Here is a 20786-nt window from a genome sequence, read left to right on the forward strand (position 1 = left end):
TTCGCTCCATGCGCACCCTCGACAAACGCATTGCCCCGAACGTGAAGCTGGCCGCGTCGCTCGTCGCGCGCGCGCCGACGCTCACGCTCGCCTATGACGCCCGCTGCAAGAGCCGCCTCGCGGCGACGCTCGACACCGGCGAGGACGTCGCGGTCCTGCTGCCGCGCGGCACCGTGCTGCGCGACGGCGACGTGCTCGTCGCCGACGACGGCGCGCTGGTGCGCATCGTCGCCGCGCCCGAAACGGTGCTGCGCGTGCGTGCCGCCGATTCGCTCACGCTGATGCGCGCCGCGTACCACCTCGGCAATCGTCACACACCGGTCGAGATCGGCGACGGCTACCTGAAACTCGAAGCCGATCCGGTGCTCGCGGACATGCTGCGCCGGCTCGGCACGCAGGTCGACGAAACGAGCGCACCGTTCCAGCCGGAAGCCGGTGCGTACGGCGGCGGCCACAAGCACGGGCACGATGCGACGTTCGCCGAGGACTACGCGCTCGCGCAGCAGGTGTTCGGCGAACACCACGGCCACTCGCACTCGCACGATCACGATCACGATCACGATCACGATCACGATCACGATCATCAGCATGGTCCCGGCTGCACGCACGGCCACCACGGTCATGACCACAACTGAACTCGTCGCGCTGCTGCATCTCGCGTCGCCCGCATTGCCGATCGGCGCATTCAGCTATTCGCAGGGCCTCGAAGCCGCGCTCGACGCGAACCTGGTCCGCGATGCCGACACCGCGCGCGACTGGATCGCAAGCGGCCTGACCGATGTGCTCGCGCACGGCGAGCTGCCGTTCCTCGCACACCAGCTCGCGCGCTGGCAGGCGAACGACGCCGACGCGCTGGCTCGCGAGAACGCATGGTTCGTCGCGAGCCGCGAATCGGCTGAGCTGCGCCGCGAGACCGAGCAGATGGGCTGGTCGCTCGCGCAACTGTGCGCGTCGCTCGAATGGGGCGACGCCGGCCGCCGCGCGACGCTCGCATCGCTCACACCGATTGCGCTGCCGACCGCATTCGCCTACGCGGCCGCCGCACACGATGCCGGCGCCGATGCGACGCTTGCCGCCTACGCATTCGGCTGGGTCGAGAACCAGACGTCGGCCGCGCTCAAAGCGGTACCGCTCGGCCAGCTCGCCGGCCAGCGCATCATCGTCGCGTTGCGCGGCGCGATCGACGCGGCCGTGCGCCGCGCGCTCGCGACGCCCCCCGACGCCATCAACACGTTCGCACCGCAGCTCGGCATCCTGTCCGCGCGGCACGAAACCCAGTATTCGCGGTTGTTCCGCTCCTGAACCTCTTCGTCCGACCATGAACGCACCTGTCCCCTCCTCCGCCCGCCGCACGAAGAAACTGCCGCCGCTGCGCGTCGGCATCGGCGGCCCGGTCGGCTCCGGCAAGACCACGCTGCTCGAAATGCTGTGCAAGGCGATGCGCGAGCGCTACGACCTCGTCGCGATCACGAACGACATCTATACGAAGGAAGATCAGCGCCTGCTGACGGTCGCGGGCGCGCTACCCGAGGAACGCATCATGGGCGTCGAGACGGGCGGCTGCCCGCACACGGCGATCCGCGAGGATGCGTCGATCAATCTCGAGGCCGTCGACCGGATGCTGTCGCGCTTTCCGGATGCCGACATCGTGTTCATCGAATCGGGCGGCGACAATCTCGCGGCCACGTTCAGCCCCGAGCTGTCGGACCTGACGATCTACGTGATCGACGTCGCCGGCGGCGAGAAGATTCCGCGCAAAGGCGGCCCCGGCATCACGAAGTCCGACCTGCTCGTGATCAACAAGACGGATCTCGCGCCGCTCGTCGGCGCGAACCTTGATGTGATGGCGTCCGACACGAAGAAGATGCGCGGCGAGCGGCCTTATGTGATGACGAACCTGAAGGCGCTCGAAGGCGTCGCGGACGTTGTCGCGTTCATCGAGAAGAAGGGGTTGTTGACGGTGTGAGCAGCGGCGAAGCGGCACGTTGCCGCCTCGCCTGCGTCAGGGCGGCTTGCGCCGCCCGCTCAATCGTCCGATGCGTCGGCTGCGTCCGGCATCACGCCGTTACCGCGCTCCACCGGCGGCAACAACGCCGCGAGCACATCGACCGAGCGCGCGGTCGCGCCACGATGACGCGACGCGAACGCCGCACCGGCCGCGCCCATCGCCACGCGCCGCGCATGATCCGCGAACAACGCGTCGAGCACGTGCGCGAGATCCAGCGGATCGGCAACCTGCAGCGCCGCACCGGCCGCGACCGCATCGGCGGTCGCCTGCGTGAAATTGAACACGTGCGGCCCGATCAGCACCGGCACGCCGACCGCACACGCCTCGATCAGGTTCTGCCCGCCGAGCGGCAGCAGGCTCCCGCCGATGAACGCGACGTCGCTCGCCGCGTAGTACGCGCCGAGCTCGCCCATCGAATCGCCGAGCAGCACCGTCACGTCGCGCGGCAATGGTTCTGCCGCCGCCGGCCGCCCGGCCGCGAGTGCTGCGGCGCTCGCGCCCCACGCCGAACGCCGCACGCACTTGAGCCCATTGCGCGCCACCAGCGCCTCGACTTCCGCGAAGCGCTGCGGATGACGCGGCACGAGAATCAGCAGCGCATCGGGCGTCTTCATCTCGGCGAACGCCTGCAGCACCAGCGCCTCCTCGTTCTCGCGCGTGCTCGCAGCAACCCACACGGGCCGCGTGCCGATCGCGTCGCGCCACGCATGGCCGCGCGCGGCCAACTCAGGCGGCGTCGTCATGTCGAACTTCAGGTTGCCGAGCACCGTCACGTTGCGCGCGCCGAGCGACGTCAGCCGCTCCGCGTCGGCCGGGCTCTGCGCGAGCACGCGCGAGAAGCCGCCGAACACGTCGCGCGTCGCCGCGCCGAACTTCGCCGCGCGCCGATGCGAGCGCGCGGACATCCGCGCGTTGGTCAGCACGAGCGGCACGTCAGCACGGCGGCATTCGTCGATCAGCGTCGGCCACACCTCGGTTTCCATCACGAGGCCGAGCGTCGGCCGCCATGCGTGCAGGAAGCGCCGCACCGCACCCGGCATGTCGTACGGCAGGTAGCAGCGCAGCACGCGCTCGCCGAAGATCTGCTCGCCGGTCGCGCGGCCGCTCGGCGTCATGTGCGTGAGCAGGATGCGCGCATCGGGACGCGCACGCATCAGCGCATCGATCAGCGGCTGCGCGGCGCGCGTCTCGCCGACCGACACCGCGTGTACCCAGATCAGCGGCGCGCGATCGTCCGGCGAGCGGCCCGCGACGTGGCCGAAGCGTTCGCCGATGTGCTCGCGATAGCTGCGCTCCTTGCGCGAGCGCACGAGGAGCCGGATCACCGCGATCGGCGCGACGAGCCACCAGAGCGCGCGATAAATCGCCCTCAGCATGAGGCAGCCCCCGTCTTGCGTCGAAACAGATGCGCGCTCAAACCAGCGCCCGGCCGGTCAGGCGTTCGAGAATCCCGAGCGGCGCGCATTCGCGGCGCACCATCGCGTCGACCGGCAGGAAGAAGGTCTGCTCGAGCATGAACTGGCCGGACATCACAGCATGCGAAGTCTGATCGGAGAAACATATCCACACGCTGCCCGGCGGAAACGGCATCGTCTGCTGCGGACAAGTCTTCTGATAGTCGAGATCGGCCTTCATCCCGTCGTGCAGGTTCAGCATCAGGTGGTCGTACGCGCTGCGCGGCGACTTCGTCACGTGCAGCAGGTTCAGCAGCCACGCCGAGCCCGGCAACTGCGGCCGGATCTTCGGCAGGAAACGCTTCGCGACGTCCTCGAACGGCTCGCCGACGCGCCACACGCGCGGCTGGCCGGCCGGGTTCACGTTCGTGAACACGCGCAGGATCCGCTCGCCGTAGTTCGGCCGCGACGGGAACGCGTCGACGTGCAGCCGGCTGTCGTCCTTGCGCCACGACGTCTGGCGCGTCTCGACCTGCATCAGCCGCAGGCTCGTCGGCGCGACGCGCAGCTTGCCACGGTATTCGGGGAACAGGCCGTCGACGAGCGTGCCGGCCTGCTGCTGGAAGCGCGCGACCAGTGCGCGCACGGCCGACTGCGTGACGCTGTCGCCGAGCACGCCGGCGAGCGCGCCGCCGTTCGGCGCGAGGCTGATGTTCTTGCGTTTCGGATCGGCGAGCGCCGGATCGAGCAGCGCTTCCTCGCCGCCTTCGATCGCAAAGCGCAGGTGCGGGAAATACAGCACCTTGCCTTCCTCGACCGCGGCCAGCAGCTGCTCGCGCGGCGCCGACAGGTTGTGTCCGCTCCAGTCGGCGGACGGGACTTCGATGATCTGGGATTCGCTCATGATCGGTTCGCGTGCGTGACAGGCAGCATAGGCAGGACGGGCTTGACGGACATGGCAGGCATCAGAGCAGGCCGAAGCCCGCGAGCGCCGCCTTTACCTGCGCGATCGACGGCGGCTGCCCCGCCGTGCCGAGATTGACGACGTTCGGCGACCAGTAGCCGCCGGTCCGCCAGGCCGTCGCGAAATTGTACAGTTCGACCGTCGGACGCTTCAGCGCGGCCGCGATGTGAACCAGACCTGTATCAACCCCGACCGTCGCGGCCGCGCCGTCGATCAGGCCGACGACCGCCGGCAGCGACAGCTTCGGCGGCACGATCGCGGCCGCGCCGAATTCCTTCGCGAGCCGCTCGCTGGTCGCGCGCTCCGCATCGTTGCCCCACGGCAGCACGAGCGACACGCCGCGCCGCACGAGCGCCTGGCCGAGCTCGATCCATGCGGCGTCCGGCCACTGCTTGTCGGCACGCGACGTCGCGTGCACGAACACCACGTACGGCACCGGCAGGTTCAGCCCGAGCGCGGCGACCGCGAGCGCGGCTGCACGCGTGTCGAGGCCGAAGTCGACCGGATCGGCCGGCGTCGGCGCCGGGTCACCCAGCGCGGCCGCGACGAGCTGGCGCGACCGCTCGACAACGTGCGTGCGCGGTGCGATCGGCACACGCTTGCGATAGAAGAAGCGCACCGGCCATTCGTAGCCCGCGCCGTCGGTGCGATTGCCGAGGCCGGCGAGCGGGCCGTGCGCCCAGCTCGCGACCCAGGCCGTCTTGATGAGCCCCTGGCAGTCGATCACGAGGTCGTACCGCTGCGCCGCGAGGCGCTTGCGGAACGCACGGATCTCGCGCCACGTCGCGCCCGAGAGCAGCTTCTTGCGCCAGCGGCGCAACGAGAACGGCAGCACGTCGCGCACGCCGTCGACGAGCCGCACGAGGTCGACGAAGCTCTCCTCGACGAGCCAGTCGATCTGCGCGTCGGGGTGGCGGCGCCGGATATCGGCGATCACTGGCATGTTGTGCACGACGTCGCCCAGCGACGACACGCGCACGATCAGAATCTTTTGCACGCTGAAAAAACGCCGGCGGACGGCCGGCGACAGGCATAAAGACGCGATTTTATCGCGCCCGGGGGACCACACAGGCAAAAAGCGGCCGCACGCCTCCGCGTGCGCCGCTTTTCGGGGAGGGCGCGACGATGGTTCGACCGTCGTCGCGCCGGCGGCGGCCCGCGGGCCGCCTGCGTTCAGAACGGCAGCTTGACGTCCGGCTTCGCGGCCGTCAGCACGCGGCGGAAGTCCGCCTGGATCCGTGCGAGCCCTTCCTTCGTCTCAGCTTCGAAGCGCATCACGACGACCGGCGTCGTGTTCGACGAACGCGCGAGACCGAAGCCGTCCGGGTATTCGACGCGCAGGCCGTCGATTGTCACGACTTCGTCGGCGCCGTCGAACTTCGCTTCCTTCTGCAGCTTCTCGATCAGGCGGAAGTTCTCGCCTTCGTCGAGCCAGAGCTGCAGTTCGGGCGTGCTCATCGCGTCCGGCAGACCGTTGAGCAGCGCGCTCGGATCGGCCGTCTTCGCGAGGATCTCGAGCAGGCGCGCGCCGGTGTAGAGGCCGTCGTCGAAGCCGTACCAGCGATCCTTGAAGAACACGTGGCCGCTCATCTCGCCCGCGAGCGGTGCGCCCGTCTCGCGCAGCTTCGCCTTGACCAGCGAATGGCCCGTCTTCCACATCAGCGGCTCGCCGCCCTTCGCCTTCACCCACTGCGCGAGATGGCGCGTGCACTTCACGTCGTAGATGATCTGCGCGCCCGGGTTGCGCGACAGCACTTCTTCCGCGAACAGCATCAGCTGGCGGTCCGGGTAGATGATCTGGCCGTCTTTCGTGACGACGCCCAGGCGGTCGCCGTCGCCGTCGAACGCGAAGCCGAGTTCGGCGTCGGTGTCCTTCAGCGCCTGGATCACATCCTGCAGGTTTTCCGGGTGCGCGGGATCCGGATGGTGGTTCGGGAACGTGCCGTCGATGTCGGTGAAGCGCTCGACGAGTTCGCAGCCGAGTGCCTTGAACAGGCGCGTCGCGAGCGGGCCGGCGACGCCGTTACCGGCGTCGACGACGAGCTTCAGCGGACGCGCGAGCTTGATGTCGCCGACGATGCGCTCGATGTACTGGTCCGCGACGTCGAACTCTTCGAACGAGCCGCTGCCCGTTTCATAGCGCTCGTCGACGATGCGGCGGTACAGCGCCTGGATCTGCTCGCCGTAGATCGCCGCGCCGCGCAGCACCATCTTGAAGCCGTTGTAGTCGGGCGGGTTGTGGCTGCCGGTGACGACGATGCACGAATCGATGCGGCGCTCGCCGCCCTTCAGCGCGAGCGGCACGCTCGCCGCGAAATAGCCGACCGGCGTGGGGACCATGCCGACGTCGACGACGTCGACGCCTGCCGCACGCAGGCCATCGGCGAGTGCGCCAATGAGCTCGGGCCCCGACAGGCGGCCGTCGCGCGCGACGACGACCGCGTCGCCGCCCTGTGCGCGCACTTCGCTGCCGAATGCCCGGCCGATCCCGCGCGCCGTGTCGGCGTCGAGCGTCTTGCCGACCACACCGCGAATGTCATATGCCTTGAAGATGGATTGGGAGATCATCGATTCTCTCTCGGTTGCGTGCATGGAAATTGATCTGGTCGCCTGTCGCGCGTGCCCGGCATCATACCTGCGGGCCCGGTGCAACGAGGAACGGGGCGGCTGGAGCGACCCCGATCCCACTTATAATCGCGGGTTTTGATGACGCGCATTCTGTCCATTTTAATGCCTAGCCGTTCCGCCGCCGCCAACCCGCCGCCTTCGGGCGCCCTGCCGGCCGCCTCGCTCGCGCGCGGCTGCCCCGCATGCTGAAGCGATTCGGCAACCCCGACGTCGCGAAGGCCGTCGCGAATCTCGTCTGGCTGGGGCTCGAACGGCTCACGCAGATCGGCGTCGCGATCGCGATCAGCGGTCTTCTGGCCCGATATTTCGGGCCGGACGTGTTCGGCAAATGGCAGTATGCGAATACGCTGCTCCTCGTACTGGCACCGCTCACGTGGGTGTGCGGCGCCGAAATCCTGGTTCCGACCATCGTCCAGCGCCCGCCCGCGCAACTCGGCGCCGTGCTCGGCAGCGCGTTCGTGCTGCGGATCGGCGTGTCCGTGCTCGCGCTCGTCGCGACCTGGATCGCGATCGGCGCCGGCGCGTTCGATCCGCTCGTCGGCGCGATGCTCGCGGGCCTCGCGGTCACGATGGTGTTCCGCGAGCCGTTCGTCGGCGTGATCAACGCGTGGCTGCAGAGCATGACCTACAGCAAGCCGCAGCTCGTTACCAGCATGCTCACCGCGCTCGCGAAGGCGCTGCTCGTCTGGCTGCTGGTGCGCGCGGCCGCCGGCCCTGCCCGCTTCGCATGGCTGTGGGCGCTGGAGGCCGCCGCGATCGGCTTCGCACTGCTGCTCTACTACCGCCATCGTAACGGCGGCGCGCTCGGCTGGACGTTCGACAAGCCGCTGTTCCGGCATTTTGCGACCGCCGGCACCGTGTTCTGGCTCGGGCTGATCTGCATGTACCTGTTCCTGAAGCTCGACCGCCTGATGCTCGAGCGTCACGTGTCGTTCGCGGACCTCGGCCGCTACGCGGCGGCCCAGCAGCTCAACGAGAACTGGATCACGCTCGCGCTGATGCTCGCGCAGACCATCGCGCCCGCGTTCGTGTACCGCGTGCAGGACGTCGCACGGCTGCGCCGCAACATCGTCCGGCTGATCGCGATGACCGCCGGCCTGATGACCGCCGGCGCGCTGGTACTGGACGCGGCCGCCCCGCTGATCGTCGGCAAGGTGTTCGGCCACGGCTACGAGGCGTCGGTCGACATCTTCCGCTGGGCCGTCTGGCTGTCCGTGCCGGCCGGCATCGAGGCGATAGGCAATCTTATCGTTCTCAAATATCAAGCAAAATTCGTGTTGCTGGCGAAATGGGTGCTCGCGCTCGCGATCGCCGCGCTCGTCAACGTGTTCGCCATTCCCCGGCTCGGCCTGTACGGCGCGCTCGTCGGGCTCGCGGCCGGCTATCTCGCCGCCGCCGCCGTTAATTTTTATTACATTCGTTTCAAGCTGCGCCCATGACGCCTCCCGATTGCCCGACTCCGCTCGACGACGTGGCCGTGCTGATGCCGGCCTACAACGGACACGACGATGTCGTCCGTACCCTCGCGTCGTTTCGCGAGGACGCGCCGGTGCACGTGCTGATCGTCGACGACGGCAGCACGCCGCCGATCGTCGCGCCCGACCTGCCTGGCCTCGCGATCGAGGTGCTGCGCATGCCGAAGAACGGCGGCATCGAGCGCGCGCTCGAGGCCGGCATCGACGCGCTCGCGGCGCGCGGCTTCCGCTATGCGGCGCGGATCGACGCCGGCGATCTCGCCGCGCCGCGACGCCTCGCGAAGGAGCGCGCGTATCTCGACGGCCATCCGCGCGTGGCCTGCGTCGGCATGTGGACCCAGGTCGTGTCGCGCGCCGGCGAGCCGCGCTTCATGCTGACGCCGCCGGCCGACCCGCGTGCGTTGCGCCGCACGCGCTTCCTGCGCTCGCCGCTCGTGCATCCGTCGGTCATGCTGCGCATCGACGCGGTGCGCGAAGTCGGCAACTACCGCGCGAAGTACCGGGCGGCCGAGGATCTCGATCTTTTTTTACGGTTAATGGAACGCTACGATTGCGCGAACCTGCCCGAGCTCGGCCTCTATTACGAGCTCAACGAGGGCGGGATCAGCGCGACCAAGCGCCGCCGCCAGCTGATTTCGACGCTGTCGCTGCTGCTGCGTCACTTCAACGTGCTGAACCCGTACGACTGGGCCGGCCTCGCCAAGAACCTGCTGCATTTCGTGACGCCGTACCGTACGCTGCAGCGGCTCAAGCAGACGCTGTTCGCGGCACGGCCGTCCGCCTGACCCGCATTCGGCATTTTCGACGCTTTATTTTTTTCTTTTTTTCATGCCTGCTACCTCCTCGCTGCGCATCGCGCTCGTCTGCAACACGGCCTGGGCGATCTACACGTACCGCCACGGGCTGATCCGTGCGCTCGTCGCGCGCGGCGCCGAGGTCGTCGTGATCGCACCGCACGACCGCACGGTGCCGCTGCTCGAGCAGATGGGCTGCCGCTATGTCGCGCTGGCCGTCGCGTCGAAAGGCACGAGCCCGCGCGAGGATCTCGGCACGCTCGCCGCGCTGGTGCGCCATTACCGTGCGCTGAAGCCCGATCTCGTGTTTCATTACACGATCAAGCCGAACATCTACGGGTCCGTCGCCGCATGGCTCGCGCGCGTGCCGTCGATCGCAGTCACGACCGGGCTCGGATACGTGTTCATCCAGAAGAGCCGCGCAGCGAGCGTCGCGAAGCGCCTGTACCGGTTCGCGTTCCGCTTCCCGCGTGAGGTGTGGTTCCTGAACCGCGACGATCTCGCGACCTTCACCGACGAGCAGCTGCTCGCGCACCCCGAGCGCGCGCGGCTGCTGCACGGCGAAGGCGTCGATCTCGAACAGTTCGCGCCGGTGCCGCTGCCTGCCGGCAATGGCCCGGTGTTCATCCTGATCGGCCGGCTGCTGTGGGACAAGGGCGTGCGCGAATACGTCGAGGCCGCGCGCGTCGTGCGTGCCCGCTACCCGGACGCGCGCTTCCAGCTGCTCGGCCCGCTCGGCGTCGACAACCCGAGCGCGATCGGCCGCGCGGACGTCGACGCGTGGGTCGGCGAAGGCGTCGTCGAATATCTCGGCGAAGCGCATGACGTGCGCCCGCACATCGCGGCGGCCGATTGCGTCGTGCTGCCGTCGTACCGCGAAGGCGTGCCGCGCACGCTGATGGAAGCGTCGGCGATGGGCCGCCCGATCGTCGCGACCGACGTGCCGGGCTGCCGCGACGTCGTCGCCGACGGCGAAACCGGCTTGCTGTGCCGCGTGCGCGACAGCGCGAGCCTCGCCGAGCAGTTGATCCGCATGATCGAGATCGGCACCGCCGGGCGCGACGCGATGGGCGCGCGCGGGCGTCGCAAGGTCACCGCGGAATTCGACGAGCAGCAGGTCGTCGACCGTTACCGGCAGACCATCCAGACATTGACCGGCTTCACACTCTGAAGGAGCGCACAGCATGACCGCTAAAGGCACCATCCTCGTTACCGGCGGTGCGGGCTACATCGGCTCGCATACCGCCGTCGAGCTGCTCGACAACGGCTACGATGTCGTGATCGTCGACAACCTCGTCAACAGCAAGGCCGAATCCGTGCGCCGGATCGAGCGCATTACCGGCAAGACACCGGCTTTGCATCAGGTCGACGTGTGCGACGAAGCCGCCCTTGCAAAGGTGTTCGACGCGCACCCGATTACCGGCACGATCCATTTCGCGGCGCTCAAGGCGGTCGGCGAATCGGTCGCGAAGCCGCTCGAGTACTACCAGAACAACCTCGGCGGCCTGCTCTCCGTGCTCAAGATCATGCGCGAGCGCAACGTCCGCCAGTTCGTGTTCAGCTCGTCGGCGACCGTGTACGGCGTGCCGGAGCGCTCGCCGATCGACGAATCGTTCCCGCTGTCCGCGACCAACCCGTACGGCCAGTCGAAGCTGATCGCCGAGCAGGTGCTGCGCGATCTCGAGGTATCGGACCCGTCGTGGCGGATCGCGACGCTGCGCTATTTCAACCCGGTCGGCGCGCATGCGAGCGGGCTGATCGGCGAGGATCCGGCCGGCATCCCGAACAATCTGATGCCGTACGTCGCGCAGGTCGCGGTCGGCAAGCTCGAGAAGCTGCGCGTGTTCGGCTCCGACTACCCGACGCCCGACGGCACCGGCGTGCGCGACTACATCCACGTCGTCGATCTCGCGAAGGGGCACATCGCCGCGCTCGACGCGCTCACGAAGCGCGATGCGAGCTTCGTCGTGAACCTCGGCACCGGCCAGGGCTACAGCGTGCTCGAAGTCGTGCGTGCGTTCGAGAAGGCGTCGGGCCGCCCGGTGCCGTACGAACTCGTCGCGCGCCGGCCGGGCGACATCGCCGAGTGCTATGCGAATCCGCAGGCCGCCGCCGACCTGATCGGCTGGCGCGCGACGCTCGGAATCGACGAGATGTGCGCGGACCACTGGAAATGGCAGGAGGGGAACCCCCGCGGTTTTGTATAATCCGCTGTCCATTTTTCGAGCGATCCCATGCTCAGCTTCGCGTCCGGCTTCATCGTTTCCCTGCTCGTCACCTTGTTCATCGTGCGCTATGCGCATCTGCACGAGAAATTCTCGGTCGACAGCGACTTGGCCGGCGTGCAGAAATTCCATGTGCGGCCGGTGCCGCGCGTCGGGGGCATCGGGATCCTCGCGGGCGTCGTGATTGCCGCGCTGCTCGTGTCGCGGCGCTACCCGACGATCGCCGGCAGCATTCTCGGGATCGTCGCGTGCGGGATGCCGGCGTTCCTGTCCGGCCTCGTCGAGGACCTGACCAAGCGCGTGTCGCCGCGCGCGCGGCTGCTCTGCACGATGGGCGCCGCCGCGCTGGCGTTCTGGCTGCTGGGCATCGCGGTCAAGCGCATCAGCGTGCCGCCGCTCGATTTCCTGCTCGGCTACGTGGCCATCTCGGCGTTCATCACCGTGCTCGCGGTCGCGGCACTGGCCAACGCCATCAACATCATCGACGGCTTCAACGGGCTCGCGTCGATGGTCAGCTTCATGATGTTCGCGTCGCTCGCGTACGTTGCGTTTCACGTCAACGACCCGGTCGTGATGTCCGCGTCGATCATCATGATGGGCGCCGTGCTCGGCTTCTTCCTGTGGAATTTCCCGGCCGGGTTGATCTTCCTCGGCGACGGCGGCGCGTATTTCATCGGCTTCATGCTTGCGGAACTCGCGATCATGCTCGTGATGCGCAATCGCGAGGTGTCGGCGTGGTATCCGGTGCTGCTGTTCATGTATCCGATCTTCGAGACGTGTTTCTCGATCTACCGGAAGAAGTTCATCCGCGGGATGTCGCCGGGGATTCCGGATGGCGTGCATCTGCACATGCTGGTGTACAAGCGGCTGATGCGCTGGGCCGTCGGGACGAAGCATGCGCACGATCTCACGCGGCGGAATTCGCTTACCTCACCTTATCTCTGGCTGCTGTGCCTCGTTGCTGTGATTCCCGCGACGCTGTTCTGGCGGCATACCGTGCATCTGTTCGTTTTTGTGGTGCTGTTCGCGCTGACTTATGTGTGGCTTTATCTCAGCATCGTCAGGTTCAGGGTGCCGCGGTGGATGGTGGTGAGGAAGGAGAAGCGCGGACATTGAGCGCGCGGTCGGCCGGCGAACGACGGGTACTTTCTCGCGATGATGAGCGAGCCGCCGTTGCCGACAGGATCAAGACGGCGCCGCGGCGGCTCGACGAACGGACTGCTACCTTCCCGAGGTGTTCGTGCTCCAGCCCGGTATTTGCGAATAGATCACGATGTTGCCGTCGTCCTGCACGTAAGTGGCTGCGCCCGGATTTCCATTGGTGCCGGAATACCAGAGCGGGGTCCCCGCCGAACTGTAGACGACCAGATTGCCGTCGCCCTGCATCGTCGCATAGGCGCCCGGATGATTCGCAGTACGGGAACTCCACTGCGGAACGCCCTGGCGAAGCAGCACCAGGTTCCCGTCACCCTGCATGACGATCACGTTCGCGCCGTTGCCTGAAGTCAAACTCTGGCCGCTGCCCAGTGTGACGCCGCCCTTCCAGACCGCCGGGCCGCTCGACGAATTCGCCAGGCCGCTCGCGGAAGTACCCGTTGCAAATACGGGCACCGCCGTCCGGTAGATCACCATGTTGCCGTCGTCCTGTATGACAAGGTTCTGGCCATACGATGTGCCATTGGTCGACGAGGACCACAATGCCTTGCCGTTCGTGCTGTAGACGACGAAATTGCCGTCAGTCTGGAAGACGGCGGATGCCCCCATATTCCCGTTGGTGCCCGAGCTCCATACCGCGGCCCCATTGGTCGCGTTGTACAGCACGAGATTGCCGTCGCCCTGCATGACCAGGCGATGGCTCTGGGACGCCGAGTACACCGTTTGTGTTGGCCCGAGCGTCGTCCCTTCGTTGACGGTGCCGCCATAGATCGGTGACGTCGGCGTGCATATCAACGAACGCAGCGTACTGATGACCGGCGAGCCCCAGCCGGTCACGAAGTCCCAACCCGAACCCGCGCTGTATGCGCCGTTCGACCCGTTGGTGACGTCGCGAAAGATCGACGGGATCCTGGCTTGAGCGCTGTACAGCATGGGCGCTGCGAAGCCGGGACTCGTTGTGCATGCACCGGACATTATGCGCGCCCAGGTCGCGGCAAACAGCGGCGCGGACAGGCTCGTCCCGCCCACTATCTCGATTTGTCCGCCCGCGACGACTGCTTCGCCGCTGTTCGGATCGGCGTTGAACGCAATGTCCGGCATGCCGCGGAAAGCGCGACCCCTGAGCGCCGGAACATTCGACTGCCACGATGGAATCGGCTCGATGCCGCTGATACCGCCGCCGCTCGCATCCCAGGCCGTCTCACCTGCGTAGGTGCCGTTCCCGTTCGTATAGAGCGTTGTGCCGCCGACGGCGACGACATAGGGGGAAGTCGCCGGGTACTGCACCGACGTGCCGGAGCAACCGTATGCCACGCTGCCGGAATCCCCGGAACTGACCGCGAAAGTCTGTCCCTGCGCAACCGCCATCTGGAAGAGTGTGTCCATGGCGGCCGTCGGTGCCCAGTTTTCGCAACCGCCGATCGACATGTTCACGACGCGGGCGGTGTTGTCGCTCACCGCCCGATTGATCGCGAGCGCCATATCGCTCCACGCGAAGGATGACCCGACATAGAAATTCAGCTGCTTGAGGCCGCCGGACATCCCGACGATGGTCTGGCTATCGAGCGACCATTCGAGGTTCGCGCTCGTGTCGGCGCTCGGCAATCCGGCGTTGATCACCGAAACAGGGACCGCGGGCAACTGGTTGTTGTTTTCGAAGGTGGTCAGATCGATGAGGGGCTGCGTGAGATTGCCTACCGCAATGATGCCGATCGTGATGTTGGCAGCGGTCGGCGTGTTCCCCATCGAGTAAATGCCCGGGAAGTCCATGGGACTATGGGCGACCGTCACTGCCGCGGTTGTCGGCGACGCGTTCGCACGTGGCGCCGCTGCGGAAACGGACGCGCGGACGAAGTGCGGATGCAGGCGGGTAGCGGTATCCAGCCCCAGGACCGATCGAACGACGCCGCCGAGTGCATTGGGCATCGTCTCGGGAGCGGTGTTGATATGCGCGCGGCTGCCGTCCGCCATCGCGACCGGCACCAGCGTCGTCTGGAACACGCCGGAAATCACGCCGGCCGGCGCGTCGGCTTCGACGATCATGTTGTTGTCCGCGACCTGGATCTTCGTGAAACCCTTGTTTTGCAGATAGGTCGTCACGGTCGCGACCTGATCGGCGGTCGGCGCGTATCGCGCGGCGATCTGCGCCGAGGTCAGCACGGCGCCGAAGCTGGCACTGCCGGGCGTTCGCGCGTCCTGCACGAAGCGATTGAGCCCGGCTTCGTCATTCGGCTTGAGCACGAGCACAACATGCACGGGCGCGGTCGCGCTCATCGGCGCCGCGCTCACCACGTTGCCCGCGGCTCGCAGCGCGGATAGCTTGCCGACCTGCGCCGTGGCAGTGGCAGTGGCAGTGGCACCAGTAGCGGCGGCTGTCGGACTGTCGTCCCCGCCGCACCCTGCGAGCGCGAGCACCATGAGTGCCGCGCTCATTCCCCTTGCAATATGCTGCGTTTTCATCGGTTTGGTATGGACCGTAGATCTCTCGTATATGGCTTTTCACCTTTTTCTTTTACGGCAATCGCACGGCTACCTTGAGGAAAACATAGGAAGGAATCGGGTGGTAGTCAAACGACCCCGGCCCGTGGATGCGGATGGATGCGGGTAGATGAAGCCGGGACAATTCGATCGTCCCGTGAGGCGGCGGCGCCGCGCGAATACCAGCGCGGGTGTGCGGTCCGGCACCCTGCAGGCGCCGTCCTTCATACGATAATCAATATATCGGGCACGGCGCGCTATAACGCGATCTCAACGTGTCAATCCAGACTTGCGCCAGCGCCATTCGATCCATGCGCCGACGACGGCGAGCACGGCGTACCACACCACCACGATCGCCCATTGCGCCGGGGCGGAACGCAGTTGTCGCGCCGCGAGTCCGGCCGCCGAACCGCCCAGCATCAACGCGTAGTACAGCAGCGCCACCGGCACGTGTGAACCGAGCACTCGCACCAGTCGTTGATAGAAATGTTCGCGATGCGCGTGCCAGACCTTCTCCCCGCGCAACAAGCGACGCAACAGCGTCACCGATGCATCCGCGATGAACGGTCCGAACGCCATCGCGACGAACCACACCGGCCACACGCCATGCTGCCAGCCCCACAGCCCGAATGCGCCGGCGAGGAAGCCGAGCGGAATCGATCCGACGTCGCCGAGGAATACCTTCGCCGCTCCGAAATTGAGCACGAGAAAGCCCAGCCCCGCGCCCGCGATCACGCCGCTCGCCATCGCGAGTTCGGGTGCGGCGCGCACGGCGGCGATCGCATAGGTGCCGAAGCCCAGCACCGTCATGCCTGCGGCGAGACCGTTCGCACCGTCCATGAAGTTGTAGAGATTCACGATCCAGACGAGCGCGACGACGACCAGCACCGTTGCCCAGATCGGCATCCCGGTCGACGAAACCGCGACAGCGCCCGCTGCAACGAGCAGATGCACGCTGAACCGCACCCGGGCCGACAGGCCGCGCCGGTCATCGATCAGCGACACGACGGCCAGCACGGACGCGGCGAGCGCCGCCCAGCCGAAGCCTGGTCCGCCGAGCGCAATCAGCGGCAACGCCGAACACATCACGCCCCAGCCGCCGACACGCGGCACCGGACGTTCGTGAAGAGAGCGCTGGTTCGGTACGTCGACGGCGAGTCGCCACGCGAGGCCCGACTTCAGCAGCCATGCAAGTACCGCGAAGCTCGCGCATGCCGCGACTGCTGCCACGATCAGGATGGGCAACGACGAGATCATGCTCCGTCACCCTTCGCCAGGGCGGCCACCGTCCTTGCCAGTCCCTGTTCGACGCTAAACGGCGGCACCCAGCCGAGCGCGCGCAGCTGCGCGCAGTCGATCCGCAGCGGGCTCGTCAGCCGGTCGATCGCCGCGCGGCGTCCGGTCAACGCGCCCGCCACGCGCAGCCACGCGACCGGCACCGGCACGAGGCGCGGCGACCGGCCAAGCGCGGCGGCAATTCCCGCAACGAGATCGGCAACGGACTGGTCGCGGCCGTCGGTCACATGGAACACGCCGTCCGTGGCGTTCTCGCGTGTCGCGAGAAACCGCAACGCGTCGACCAGGTTTCCGAGATACACCATGCTGCGTTGCGCATGCGCGGCGCCGAGCGGCAACGGAACGCCACGCGCGACCGCGCGCATCAGCCCAAGAAAATTCGCGCGAACGCCGGGGCCGTACACGAGCGGAGGGCGCACGACCGCCAGCTCGATTCCGCGCGCCGCGCAGGCCTCGCGCAGCGCGACTTCGGCCTCGTGCTTCGAGATGCCGTAAGGGTCGCCCGGGCTTGGAACATCGTCTTCACGCAGCGGACGGCCGTTCTCGTGCTCGCCGAGCGCCTTGACGCTGCTCACGAACACGAACCGGCGCACGCCGGCACGGCACGCGGCGTCGAGCGCATTTAGCGCGCCCTGGACGTTCGCGGCCCGGTAGGACGCCAGCGGATCGGTTGCGTCGTCGTGCATCACGTGCACGCGTGCGGCAAGGTGCACGAACGCGCTGCACGGGGGCAAGGCCGGCTGCCCGGCCGCGACGCTCGCGAAATCGTCGTCCGCCATGACGCACTCGGTTGCCCGTGCATCGAGGTCGCCCGCGTGGCGGCGAACGAGCGCGACGACGTCGTACCCGGCATCACACAACGTCTGCACCAGTGCACGCCCCACGAAACCGGTCGCTCCGCTCACGCCAATCCGCATTGTCTTTTCCCCCTCTCGACGGCATGCGTCTCCGCGCGCGTCAGACCAGTGAATGATAGACCTCGCAGGTCTTGTCGACGGTCGCGTCCCACGTCAGCTCGGCGGCACGCTGCAAGCCCTTCTCCACCAGCCGGTCGCGCAACGCGGCGTCGGTCAGCAGGCGCTCGAGACCGGCTTCGATCGCGTCGACCGAATACGGATCGACTTCCAGCGCGGCGCCGTTCGTCACTTCCGGGATCGACGTCACGTTCGACGTCAGGACGGGCGCGCCGCTCGCCATCGCCTCCGCAACCGGCAGACCGAATCCTTCGTAAAGCGATGGATACGCGAAGACCGCGGCGGACGCGAACAGATGCAGCAGGCTCGAGCGTGACAGGTAGCCCGGCGAGATGATCTGGCCCGCGCGGGCCAGCGGCTCGATACACGACAGCAGCTGCGAATTCTTCCAGCCGTCCGCGCCGACAAGCACCAGTGGATACATCCGTCGCAACTCCTCCGGGAGCCGGGCGAAGCCTTCGACCAGCCGCTGAAGGTTCTTGCGCGGCTGCAGCGTGCAGACCGACAGCACGAAACGCCGCGACTGGATCCCGAGCGCATCCAGCACGGGACGGCACTCTTCTTCGCTATAGGGCCGGAAAACCGGTTCGACACCGAGATGGATCGGCACCACCCGCTCCTCGGGCACATCATAGATGTCGAGCAGTTCCTGCTTCGTGTACAAGCTGTCGACGATGATCGCGCCGGCCTGGCGCAGCGAACGCGGCAGCCCGTGATCGAGGTAGTTCACGGCGACCTGCGGATGAAACTCGGGATGACGCCGGTGCGACAGGTCATGCACGGTCACGACGTTCGGGCCGCGATAGCGCGACGCGACGAAGTTGGTCTCGTGATACAGATAGCCGCGCCGCGCGAAGTCGCTGCGCAGCGTGCGCGATGCGGAACTCCGCACGACCGTGCGCAAACGATACAGCCCCGGAATCGACCGCGATTTCTGCAGCAGGCTCGCGGTCATGCCATTGCGGAACTGGACGGCCTTCTGCAGCGACGACTGGTCGAGCATCATCGCGTCGAGGCGCTCGCCCTGAAACACGTTACGCCCGACCCAACCGGCGACGTCTTCGACGTCGCTGCGCCGCAGGAGCCCTTCGAGCAGATGTTGTGTGTAGTAGCCGATACCGCTTCGGGGCGGACGCAGCGAATTGAGATCGAAAAGCAGTTTCATGCGGGCGAAGGCCAAACGAACTTGACGACGCCATGACCCGTGGGAAGACGGGCACGGTGTCGCGTCAGGAATATGAAAGGTAGACGGCGAGCGCTCAGGCCGATCGTGCGGAAACCACCGGTTGCAGTTGCGGCAAGACAGTCGGCTGGTATTCGGGCACCCACCGGCGCAGGTCCCGGCGCACTTCGTCGTCGGGCAACACGCGATTCTGCATCAGCCACGGCAGAAGGTCGTCGAGCAGATTGTCCGGCACCTCCCGCGCACGTGCGATGCGCAGCTTCGGATGCGGCGTACGGGTCGCGGTCTCGTCGTCCGCGAGCAACTCCTCGTACAGTTTTTCACCCGGCCGGAGGCCCGAGAACGAGATGCGGATCTGAGTCTCGTCAAAGCCGTAGAGACGGATCAGGTCGCGGGCCAGATCGACGATCCTGACCGGCTGCCCCATGTCGAGCACGAAAATCTCGCCGCCCAGGCCCATGCTGGAAGCCTGCAGCACCAGTTGCGACGCCTCCGGGATCGTCATGAAGAAGCGCGTGACTTCCGGATGGGTGACCGTCACGGGGCCGCCCTTTGCGATCTGCTGCTGGAATTTCGGAATGACGCTGCCGGCGCTGCCGAGCACGTTGCCGAAGCGAACCGTCTCGAACTGCGTCGAGCTCGATTGCTGCAACGCCTGGCATGCCATTTCCGCCAGACGCTTGCTCGCGCCCATCACGTTCGTCGGGTTGACGGCCTTGTCGGTCGAGATCAGCACGAAGTGACGCGTGGCATGACGCGCCGCCGCGCGGGCGACGCGATACGTGCCCAGTACGTTGTTGCGGACCGCCTGCCACGCGTTGAGCTCTTCCATCAACGGTACGTGCTTGTAGGCCGCCGCGTGAAAAACGATGTGCGGCGCATGGCGACGGAACACTTCATCCAGCAGCAGCGAGTCCTTCGCGTCGCCGACGATCGGCACGACGTCGACACCCGGGAAACGTTCGTGCAGGTCTTCCGTCAATCGATAGATCGCGTACTCCGACAGGTCGAACGCCACCAGTTGGGCCGGCTCGAACCGCAGGATCTGACGACACAGTTCGGAACCGATCGAACCGCCCGCGCCCGTCACCATCACGACACGCCCGCGCAGCAGCGCATCGACGTGCGCGGTATCGATCGACACGGGCTCGCGCCCCAGCAAATCCTCGAGATCGATCTGGCGCACGCGCGACAGGGAAGCCTGCCCCTGCGCGACGTCGGCGAGCGCCGGCAGCACCATCGCGCGCACACCGGCGCGCACGCACAACGTCGCGACGCGGCGTTGCACCTCGACCGGCGCGGACGGGATCGCGATGATCGCGGTCTCGACGCGCAGCATGTCGGCGAAACGCGGCAACTCGTCGATCGCACCGAGCACCTTGTAGCCATAGATTTCGCGGCCGCGCTTCGCCGGGTCGTCGTCCAGGAGTCCGATCAGGCGCCAATCGGCCGAACGCGACAATTCGCGCGCGAGATTCGCGCCGGCCGTGCCCGCGCCGAGCACGACAACCGGCTTGCCCTGCGCGACCAGGCCGCCGTATCGGTAGAATTCCTTGACCGTCCGGTACAGCGCACGCGCGCCGCCGGTCGACAGGAACAGGAGCAGCGGAGAGACGAGCAGCACCGAACGCGGAATGATCGGGCTCGGCTGCAGCATCACGGAGCCGATCATCACGATCAGCGCGCCGCTGCCGACCGCCTTCGCAATGCGGATGAGATCGGGCAGGCTCGCGAACACCCACATGCCGCGGTACAGGCCGCAGATCCGGAACAGTATCGCGTAGGTCGGGACGACGCCCGCGAGCGCAATGAGGCAACCGTGCCAGAACTCCGCCGGAACGGTCCCGTTGAAGCGAATCACGTAAGCCGATATCCATGCAGCGGCGACGGCGAGCAAGTCGAATCCGAATACGCTCAGTGACCGCCACGACGGTTTGAATCGAAGCATGCGTGAGATCCTAGTGAAACAGAACGTTAACTACTGTGCGGCGGCCGTCGCGCGGACGGCTTGGCCGCGTGGCCATGTCGTATAGTGTGTGCGGATCGGCTGGGGGGCTCCAGCGCACGATCGCCGTGAACCGGTAGGAATTATGCCGATAGACGGAACAAACAGGCAAATTCGGGATACCTGCATGTTACGGCGAACGTGCCTGCGCGACGATACCCCGTCTGGATTTGTTGTTGTTTTCGTGCAGTGCAACTTCCGTAACGA

The 20786-nt window shown here is 67.0% G+C and carries 17 protein-coding genes; 8 read left to right on the top strand and 9 right to left on the bottom strand.

Annotation, left to right across the window (positions count from 1 at the left end):
- Positions 1-8 precede the first annotated feature (8 nt).
- Genes ureE through ureG form a run of 3 tightly spaced genes read left to right on the top strand, consistent with a single transcriptional unit; the run spans position 9 to position 1966 of the window.
- Complete coding sequence (ureE, locus tag C7H84_RS21570; protein WP_121860677.1) at positions 9-635, top strand: urease accessory protein UreE; 627 nt, start codon at positions 9-11, stop codon at positions 633-635.
- On the top strand, positions 622-1302 hold the full coding sequence (locus C7H84_RS21575; protein WP_121860719.1) for an urease accessory protein UreF: 681 nt from the start codon (positions 622-624) through the stop codon (positions 1300-1302). Before ureE ends, C7H84_RS21575 begins: the two co-directional genes overlap by 14 nt.
- Positions 1303-1318: 16 nt before the next feature.
- Positions 1319-1966 (top strand): urease accessory protein UreG, encoded by a 648-nt coding sequence (gene ureG / locus C7H84_RS21580; RefSeq protein WP_121860678.1) that lies wholly within the window; start codon positions 1319-1321, stop codon positions 1964-1966.
- Between the two features lie 59 nt (positions 1967-2025).
- Here ureG and waaA read toward each other — a convergent pair whose 3' ends face one another.
- The 4 genes from waaA to C7H84_RS21600 all read right to left on the bottom strand — a co-directional run bounded on the left by waaA (position 2026) and on the right by C7H84_RS21600 (position 6934).
- Positions 2026-3384, bottom strand: coding sequence for a lipid IV(A) 3-deoxy-D-manno-octulosonic acid transferase (gene waaA, locus C7H84_RS21585; RefSeq protein WP_121860679.1), 1359 nt, complete (start codon positions 3382-3384; stop codon positions 2026-2028).
- 37 nt (positions 3385-3421) lie between these two features.
- Positions 3422-4306: a Kdo hydroxylase family protein gene (locus tag C7H84_RS21590; RefSeq protein ID WP_121860680.1), complete on the bottom strand. Its 885-nt coding sequence runs from the start codon at positions 4304-4306 to the stop codon at positions 3422-3424.
- A gap of 61 nt (positions 4307-4367) precedes the next feature.
- Positions 4368-5396, bottom strand: a complete 1029-nt coding sequence (gene waaC, locus C7H84_RS21595; protein WP_346428391.1) for a lipopolysaccharide heptosyltransferase I — start codon at positions 5394-5396, stop codon at positions 4368-4370.
- A gap of 143 nt (positions 5397-5539) precedes the next feature.
- A complete protein-coding gene (locus tag C7H84_RS21600) occupies positions 5540-6934 on the bottom strand; it encodes a phosphomannomutase/phosphoglucomutase (protein ID WP_121860682.1) in 1395 nt (464 codons plus the stop codon).
- Positions 6935-7176: 242 nt separating this feature from the next.
- Here C7H84_RS21600 and C7H84_RS21610 point away from each other — a divergent pair, with 242 nt between their 5' ends.
- From C7H84_RS21610 to C7H84_RS21630, 5 genes are read left to right on the top strand one after another with little or no spacing between them, the layout of a single operon-like run.
- Complete coding sequence (locus C7H84_RS21610) at positions 7177-8433, top strand: oligosaccharide flippase family protein (RefSeq protein ID WP_121860684.1); 1257 nt, start codon at positions 7177-7179, stop codon at positions 8431-8433.
- A complete protein-coding gene (locus C7H84_RS21615) occupies positions 8430-9254 on the top strand; it encodes a glycosyltransferase (RefSeq protein ID WP_121860685.1) in 825 nt (274 codons plus the stop codon). The genes C7H84_RS21610 and C7H84_RS21615 overlap by 4 nt, the downstream gene beginning before the upstream one ends.
- A gap of 43 nt (positions 9255-9297) precedes the next feature.
- Positions 9298-10434, top strand: coding sequence for a glycosyltransferase family 4 protein (locus C7H84_RS21620; RefSeq protein WP_121860686.1), 1137 nt, complete (start codon positions 9298-9300; stop codon positions 10432-10434).
- 13 nt (positions 10435-10447) lie between these two features.
- Positions 10448-11470: a UDP-glucose 4-epimerase GalE gene (gene galE / locus C7H84_RS21625; RefSeq protein ID WP_121860687.1), complete on the top strand. Its 1023-nt coding sequence runs from the start codon at positions 10448-10450 to the stop codon at positions 11468-11470.
- A gap of 27 nt (positions 11471-11497) precedes the next feature.
- Entirely contained in the window at positions 11498-12604 is a 1107-nt protein-coding gene (locus C7H84_RS21630) for a glycosyltransferase (protein ID WP_121860688.1), read from the top strand.
- Positions 12605-12709: 105 nt separating this feature from the next.
- On the opposite strand, the gene C7H84_RS21635 is transcribed toward C7H84_RS21630, so the two are convergent.
- The 5 genes from C7H84_RS21635 to C7H84_RS21655 all read right to left on the bottom strand — a co-directional run bounded on the left by C7H84_RS21635 (position 12710) and on the right by C7H84_RS21655 (position 20522).
- Positions 12710-15103: a protease pro-enzyme activation domain-containing protein gene (locus C7H84_RS21635; protein WP_121860689.1), complete on the bottom strand. Its 2394-nt coding sequence runs from the start codon at positions 15101-15103 to the stop codon at positions 12710-12712.
- A gap of 288 nt (positions 15104-15391) precedes the next feature.
- Positions 15392-16378: a glycosyltransferase family 4 protein gene (locus C7H84_RS21640; protein WP_121860690.1), complete on the bottom strand. Its 987-nt coding sequence runs from the start codon at positions 16376-16378 to the stop codon at positions 15392-15394.
- Positions 16375-17334 carry an NAD-dependent epimerase/dehydratase family protein gene (locus C7H84_RS21645; RefSeq protein WP_121860691.1) on the bottom strand — a complete coding sequence of 320 codons (960 nt, stop codon included), beginning with the start codon at positions 17332-17334 and terminating at the stop codon, positions 16375-16377. Before C7H84_RS21645 ends, C7H84_RS21640 begins: the two co-directional genes overlap by 4 nt.
- 40 nt (positions 17335-17374) lie before the next feature.
- Complete coding sequence (locus C7H84_RS21650) at positions 17375-18556, bottom strand: glycosyltransferase family 1 protein (protein WP_121860692.1); 1182 nt, start codon at positions 18554-18556, stop codon at positions 17375-17377.
- 94 nt (positions 18557-18650) lie between these two features.
- On the bottom strand, positions 18651-20522 hold the full coding sequence (locus C7H84_RS21655; RefSeq protein ID WP_121860693.1) for a nucleoside-diphosphate sugar epimerase/dehydratase: 1872 nt from the start codon (positions 20520-20522) through the stop codon (positions 18651-18653).
- Positions 20523-20786: the final 264 nt, after the last annotated feature.

The organism is Burkholderia sp. Nafp2/4-1b, from assembly GCF_003635165.1.
Lineage (GTDB): Bacteria > Pseudomonadota > Gammaproteobacteria > Burkholderiales > Burkholderiaceae > Burkholderia.

Excerpts from the sequence above, each read along its gene's own strand:
- ureE (WP_121860677.1), top strand. The coding sequence starts at position 9 with ATGCGCACCCTCGACAAACGCATTGCCCCGAACGTGAAGCTGGCCGCG.
- C7H84_RS21575 (WP_121860719.1), top strand. The coding sequence starts at position 622 with ATGACCACAACTGAACTCGTCGCGCTGCTGCATCTCGCGTCGCCCGCA.
- ureG (WP_121860678.1), top strand. The coding sequence starts at position 1,319 with ATGAACGCACCTGTCCCCTCCTCCGCCCGCCGCACGAAGAAACTGCCG.
- waaA (WP_121860679.1), bottom strand. The coding sequence starts at position 3,384 with ATGCTGAGGGCGATTTATCGCGCGCTCTGGTGGCTCGTCGCGCCGATC.
- C7H84_RS21590 (WP_121860680.1), bottom strand. The coding sequence starts at position 4,306 with ATGAGCGAATCCCAGATCATCGAAGTCCCGTCCGCCGACTGGAGCGGA.
- C7H84_RS21600 (WP_121860682.1), bottom strand. The coding sequence starts at position 6,934 with ATGATCTCCCAATCCATCTTCAAGGCATATGACATTCGCGGTGTGGTC.
- C7H84_RS21610 (WP_121860684.1), top strand. The coding sequence starts at position 7,177 with ATGCTGAAGCGATTCGGCAACCCCGACGTCGCGAAGGCCGTCGCGAAT.
- C7H84_RS21615 (WP_121860685.1), top strand. The coding sequence starts at position 8,430 with ATGACGCCTCCCGATTGCCCGACTCCGCTCGACGACGTGGCCGTGCTG.
- C7H84_RS21620 (WP_121860686.1), top strand. The coding sequence starts at position 9,298 with ATGCCTGCTACCTCCTCGCTGCGCATCGCGCTCGTCTGCAACACGGCC.
- galE (WP_121860687.1), top strand. The coding sequence starts at position 10,448 with ATGACCGCTAAAGGCACCATCCTCGTTACCGGCGGTGCGGGCTACATC.
- C7H84_RS21630 (WP_121860688.1), top strand. The coding sequence starts at position 11,498 with ATGCTCAGCTTCGCGTCCGGCTTCATCGTTTCCCTGCTCGTCACCTTG.
- C7H84_RS21635 (WP_121860689.1), bottom strand. The coding sequence starts at position 15,103 with ATGAAAACGCAGCATATTGCAAGGGGAATGAGCGCGGCACTCATGGTG.
- C7H84_RS21640 (WP_121860690.1), bottom strand. The coding sequence starts at position 16,378 with ATGATCTCGTCGTTGCCCATCCTGATCGTGGCAGCAGTCGCGGCATGC.
- C7H84_RS21645 (WP_121860691.1), bottom strand. The coding sequence starts at position 17,334 with ATGCGGATTGGCGTGAGCGGAGCGACCGGTTTCGTGGGGCGTGCACTG.
- C7H84_RS21650 (WP_121860692.1), bottom strand. The coding sequence starts at position 18,556 with ATGAAACTGCTTTTCGATCTCAATTCGCTGCGTCCGCCCCGAAGCGGT.
- C7H84_RS21655 (WP_121860693.1), bottom strand. The coding sequence starts at position 20,522 with ATGCTTCGATTCAAACCGTCGTGGCGGTCACTGAGCGTATTCGGATTC.